The sequence below is a fragment of the Desulfosarcina cetonica JCM 12296 genome, assembly GCF_001311845.1.
GTDB lineage: Bacteria > Desulfobacterota > Desulfobacteria > Desulfobacterales > Desulfosarcinaceae > Desulfosarcina > Desulfosarcina cetonica.
The window spans coordinates 1-4,664 of sequence record NZ_BBCC01000300.1 but is presented as its reverse complement, the minus strand read 5'-3'; the positions used below and the strand labels follow the sequence as shown (position 1 = coordinate 4,664).

The window sequence follows — 4,664 nt, the reverse complement described above, 5'->3', positions numbered from 1 at the left end:
TGCAGGACGCGTGGTCCGGGGCGCGTTGGCGCAACTGTTCCACCAGGCCGTCGTACTCGGCGTCCGTAACGATCGGGCGCCCCGGCGGTAGGCCTGGTTGTAGGACGCGAGCAGATCGACGAGTTCATCTATGGAGGGTGCGGCCATGGCGAATCGGTTGGCTCGTTTCGGGTTAACAAAAAAGGGAGAAACTAGGCAAATACATCCTGTACGCCGAAGCAGCTCGCCAGGGTCAGCGCGGCCCGGCAGGCCTGCTGTCGGGCCGTCTTGAAGGCGGTCGTGCGAAATCCCGGCCGCCAGGTCAAGTCGGAGACTTCGTCGGAGACCACCAGCAGGCCGGCCGCCTCCATTTCCCTGAAGGTGGCCACGGTGAAGACAGCGGAAAGTTCCATCTCGACGGCCAGGGCTCCGATGGACTGGTAGTACTTGACCTTCTCGACGGTCTCACGGAAGATCGCATCGGTGGTCCAGATGGCACCGCTGTGAAAGCTGGCGCCGTGGTGCTCGAGGGCCAGCTGGGCCTGATGGGTCAACTCGCGGGCCGGCAGGGCCACCCGGCACGTGGGGTCGCAATAGTGGCCGGAGGTCCCTTCGTCCACCATGGCGTTGGCCGGGACGATGATGTCACCGGCCTTGACGTGGGGGGAAACGGCGCCGCACCAGCCCATGAAAAGGATCTGGCGAACGCCCCACACGCATAGGCTTTCCACGATCATGGCGGCATACGGCGCACCGACCACCGGACCGGCCAGGCAGAAACGCCGATGCGGGTCGGCAAAGATGCGAAGCGTGCTCATGTAGAGCTTGCGCTCCTCCACCAATGGGACATGGGTGATCCCGGCCATCAATTGCAGGTCGCTTTCGGTGGCGGCAATGATCGCAATGGTGCCGGTATCGGGCGGCCGCTTGCCCTTGACGGGATTGACGATGGCGCGACGCTCGGGCATGGGAAAGTTCCTGCCGCCGATCAGGCCGGCCGTTGCAGGTCGGTCAAATCGTCCTTGATTTCATCCATGACATCGTACAGCCAGAGGATATCCTCGATGGTCAGCCGGCCGGCCTTGACCGGGGCGCGGTCGCTGCCATCCTGTTTTTTAAGGATCCGTGGGCCGATCTGGACCTTGGCCTCGCCCTGGTCATACTGGTTGATCGTGACGACCAGCCCGGTTTCCGGGCATTTCCATTTCTTGAGCACTTTATCCTTGCTGGGATCGAAAGGCATGTCTGCCTCCTATCATGACAGGTTGAGATTTGTGGTTTAAACGTTGCCCTTTTTAGGTGGATATCTGAGAAAAATCGGCGATCTGACCGAAGATGGCCGAAATGGCCGACAAAAGGGCCAGCCGGTTGCCGCGCACGGCCGTGTCCTCGGCCATGACCATCACATCGGTGAAAAAGGCGTCCACCGGATCCCGCAATGTGGCGATGGTCGCCAGGGCGCCTTCCAGATCGCCCGTGGTCAGTTGCCCGATCACCTTTTCGGTGACCGATTGGCAGGCGGCGTACAGGGTATTTTCGGCCGGCTGGTCGAACCGCGCGGGGTCGATCGCCGTGGCAGCCTCGGATGACGCCTTCTTGAGGATGTTCTCCACCCGCTTGAACGCCGCCGCCAGAGGCTCGAAATCGGGTTTGCCCTTGAGCTGCTCCAGGGCCGCGGCCCGGCGCTGAATATCGGGAATGTGGTTTGCCGAAGCGCCCATCACGGCGGCGATGACATCCTTGGAAAGGCCGTCGTCAGCCAGAAGACGTGCCAGGCGCGCGTTGAGGAAGGCGAGCACGGCATCCACGGTTTCGGCCACGGGCCGGTTGCTGACGCCGGCGAACAGGGAGACGCCTTTTTCCACCAGCTCGGACATGGCGATGCCGATGTTGCGGCTGCGCATCATCTGCAGAATACCGATGCTCTGGCGTCTGAGCGCATAGGGGTCGGCGGCACCGGTGGGGATCAGGCCCACGGAGAAACAGCCGCAGATGGAGTCGATCTTGTCGGCGATGGCCAGGATCACGCCGGTTTCGGTTTCCGGCAACTGACCGCCGCTGTGGGTCGGACGGTAGTGTTCTTCAATGGCGGCGGCCACATCGGCCGGCTCGCCGGCCACCTGGGCGTAGGTTCGTCCCATGATGCCCTGGAGGTTGGCGAATTCGCCCACCACCTGACTGACCAGGTCGGCCTTGCACAGGTGCGCCGCCCGGGAGACCTTCTCCTTCTCCGCCGGGTTGATGGCATCGGCCAGCCAGGCGGCCAGGGTTTTCACGCGGGTCATCTTGTCGTGCATGCTGCCCAGTTTGGCTTGGAAGAGCACCCTTTTGAGTTTTTCGACCCAGTCTTCCATGGGCACCTTGATGTCGGCCTGGTAGAAGTAGCGGGCGTCGGAGAGCCGGGCGCGCAGGACGCGTTCATGACCGGTGGCCACCAGATTCATATCCCGCGTGCGGGTGTTGTTGACGGCAATGAAGCCGGGCATCAGCTGGCCTTGGTCGTCTACCACGGCAAAATATTTCTGATGCTCGCGCATGGCCGTGATCAGGATTTCCTTGGGAACCTCGAGGAACATCTCATCGAAGCGTCCGGCCGTGGCCACGGGGATTTCCACCAGGTTGGTGACGATATCGAGCAGTTCTTCATCGGGCAGCACCGTGCCCCCGATCCCGCGGGCCGCCTCGGCCACCGCCTCGGCCGTCATCTGGCGGCGCTGGGCGATATCCACGATCACGTTGGCCTCGGCCAGTTTGGCGGCATACGCCTCGGGCGATTCGATGGCGATCTTGCCCGGACTCATGAACATGTGGCCCAAAGAATGACGGCCGCTCTTGATCCGGCCGCCCAGGGTGAAGGCCACCACCTTGGTGCCGTAAAGGGCCACGAGGCTTTGGATGGGCCGGGCGAACTGGATGGTCATATCGGCCCAGCGCATGCTCTTGGGAAAGGGAATCGCCAGGATCACTTCGGGCAGGATGCTTTTGAGCAACTGCATCGTGGCCTGGCCCCGGCTGACCTTGCGGGCGCTCAGGTAGCGGCCTTTTTCCGTTTCGACCACCTTGAGGCGGCCGACGGCGACACCGGCCTTTTTCGGCGAATTTGATTGCCGCCATGGTCGGTTTGCCGGTGGCGTCAAAGGCGATCTTCACAGGTGGTCCCATGAGATCCTCGGTGATGGTTTCCTGCTTGGCCGCCACCGCCGCCACGATCACCGTCAACCGTCGGGGCGTACCGCAGGTGCGTGCCTCGGCATGGCCGATGCGGGCCGCGTCCAACCGCTTGACGAGGTTCTCGGCCATGGCGTCCAGGGCCGGCCGGATGTAGCCGGCGGGGATCTCCTCGGCACCGATTTCAAGTAGTAGGGTTTCCATGTTCTCCTCGATCATCGCTATCGTTGCTTCCGGGCGGCGGTTTGGGCCGATCGGAAAAGTCGTTCACCGTGTCATCGTCAGGGGCGGTCGCAACCGCCGGTCAGGCCGCCGGGGTGAGCAGGGGAAAGCCCATGGCTTCGCGCTGTTTCACGTACCCCATGCCGCAACTGCGCGCCAGGTTGCGGATACGGCCGATATAGCCGGTCCGCTCGGTGACACTGATGGCGCCGCGGGCATCCAGCAGATTGAAGGTGTGACTGCACTTGAGGGTGAATTCATAGGCCGGCAGCACCAGACCTTCGTCGATGATCCGCTTGGCTTCGGCCTCATAGCGGTTGAACAGGTCCAGCAGCAGGCTGACATCGGCCTTTTCGAAATTGTAGGTGGATTGTTCCACCTCCTGCTGGTGGTGCACCTGGCCGTAGGTGACGGTATCGTTCCACTTCAGGTCGTAGACGTTGTCGATGCTCTGCAGGTACATGGCGATGCGCTCAAGGCCATAGGTCAGCTCCACGGCAATGGGGGCCAGTTCCATGCTGCAGGCCTGCTGGAAATAGGTGAACTGGGTGCACTCCATGCGTCCAGCCACACTTCCCAGCCTAGCCCGGAGGCGCCCAGGGTGGGGGACTCCCAGTCGTCCTCGACGAAACGGATGTCATGTTCCAGGGGGTCCACGCCCAGGGCCTTCATGCTCTGCAGGTAGAGCTGCTGGACATTGATGGGGGAGGGCTTGAGCAGCACCTGGTACTGGTAGTAATGCTGCAGGCGGTTGGGGTTCTCGCCGTAACGGCCGTCCGTGGGCCGTCGGGACGGCTGGACGTAGGCCACCTTCCACGGTTCGGGACCCAGGGCTTTCAAGGTGGTGTGGTGATGAAAGGTGCCGGCGCCCACTTCCAGATCATAGGGCTGGGCCACCACGCATCCCTTGCGGGCCCAGAATCTGTCCAACGTGAGAATCACATCCTGAAAGTTCATCTGTGTTTCCTTGAAGTGTCTGTATCGATCGTCAACCAATTGATAACGTTTATAATCATGAATACATCGGGTGAACCTGGAAGAGGGCCCGATAACCGCCATACGTAGCATTTAGCCGGCGGTTTAACAAGGGCCAGCGGCAGATGGATTTGAAATTTCAAATTTCAAATTTCAAATCAATTGGTTAAGCCACCCCCCGGGTGTCCACGCGACAGTCGAGCAGACCGGCGGTCGGGCGTTCGGCCAATAACCCGGCCCAAACCGGTTTCAAGGCGGCGATGGCCTTGGCCTCGCCGATGGCCCACAGGCAGCCGCCGCCGCCGGCACCGGTAAAACGG

The 4,664-nt window shown here is 62.0% G+C and carries 3 protein-coding genes and 2 pseudogenes; all 5 read right to left on the bottom strand.

Annotation, left to right across the window (positions count from 1 at the left end):
* Positions 1-191: 191 nt before the first annotated feature.
* A complete protein-coding gene (locus JCM12296_RS32435) occupies positions 192-947 on the bottom strand; it encodes a nucleoside phosphorylase (protein ID WP_054701810.1) in 756 nt (251 codons plus the stop codon).
* Positions 948-967: 20 nt separating this feature from the next.
* Positions 968-1,222 (bottom strand): hypothetical protein, encoded by a 255-nt coding sequence (locus tag JCM12296_RS32430; RefSeq protein WP_054701807.1) that lies wholly within the window; start codon positions 1,220-1,222, stop codon positions 968-970.
* A gap of 52 nt (positions 1,223-1,274) precedes the next feature.
* The gene (glyS, locus tag JCM12296_RS32425) at positions 1,275-3,116 is read right to left on the bottom strand and encodes a glycine--tRNA ligase subunit beta (protein WP_281492240.1); all 1,842 of its coding nucleotides are present in this window, start codon (positions 3,114-3,116) and stop codon (positions 1,275-1,277) included.
* 16 nt (positions 3,117-3,132) lie between these two features.
* Positions 3,133-3,351, bottom strand: a pseudogene (locus JCM12296_RS48590) (glycine--tRNA ligase subunit beta); the annotation flags it as partial.
* A 100-nt stretch (positions 3,352-3,451) separates the two neighbouring features.
* Positions 3,452-4,326 (bottom strand): annotated as a pseudogene (gene glyQ, locus JCM12296_RS32420) (glycine--tRNA ligase subunit alpha).
* Positions 4,327-4,664: the final 338 nt, after the last annotated feature.

Excerpts from the sequence above, each read along its gene's own strand:
- JCM12296_RS32435 (WP_054701810.1), bottom strand. The coding sequence starts at position 947 with ATGCCCGAGCGTCGCGCCATCGTCAATCCCGTCAAGGGCAAGCGGCCG.
- JCM12296_RS32430 (WP_054701807.1), bottom strand. The coding sequence starts at position 1,222 with ATGCCTTTCGATCCCAGCAAGGATAAAGTGCTCAAGAAATGGAAATGC.